The following is a 629-nucleotide window of genomic DNA, read 5'->3' on the forward strand; positions in this document are numbered from 1 at the left end:
TCACCACCTTCCTCCTCGCTGAAAGTGCTTTACAACCCGAAGGCCTTCTTCACACACGCGGCATGGCTGCATCAGGCTTGCGCCCATTGTGCAATATTCCCCACTGCTGCCTCCCGTAGGAGTCTGGACCGTGTCTCAGTTCCAGTGTGGCTGGTCATCCTCTCAGACCAGCTAGGGATCGTCGCCTAGGTGAGCCATTACCCCACCTACTAGCTAATCCCATCTGGGCACATCTGATGGCAAGAGGCCCGAAGGTCCCCCTCTTTGGTCTTGCGACGTTATGCGGTATTAGCTACCGTTTCCAGTAGTTATCCCCCTCCATCAGGCAGTTTCCCAGACATTACTCACCCGTCCGCCGCTCGTCACCCAGGGAGCAAGCTCCCTTGTGCTACCGCTCGACTTGCATGTGTTAAGCCTGCCGCCAGCGTTCAATCTGAGCCATGATCAAACTCTTCAATTAAAAGCTTGATTTGCTTCCACTCGAGAAGCGATGCTCAAAGATTTACTGCATGAATTTTACTTCAGTTAGTCACTCTTCAAGACTTGATATTTTTTTGCATCCGAAGATGCTGGATATCGTCTTGTGGAGTGCCCACACAGATTGTCTGATAAATTGTTAAAGAGCAGTG

The 629-nt window shown here is 51.2% G+C and carries 1 rRNA gene; it reads right to left on the minus strand.

Going from position 1 to position 629, the window contains the following annotated elements:
- A 16S ribosomal RNA gene (locus FOT55_RS12505) occupies nt 1–460 on the minus strand; the annotation flags it as partial.
- Nucleotides 461–629 lie beyond the last annotated feature (169 nt).

The organism is Serratia bockelmannii (assembly GCF_008011855.1).
In the GTDB taxonomy this organism is placed as follows: Bacteria; Pseudomonadota; Gammaproteobacteria; order Enterobacterales; family Enterobacteriaceae; genus Serratia; species Serratia bockelmannii.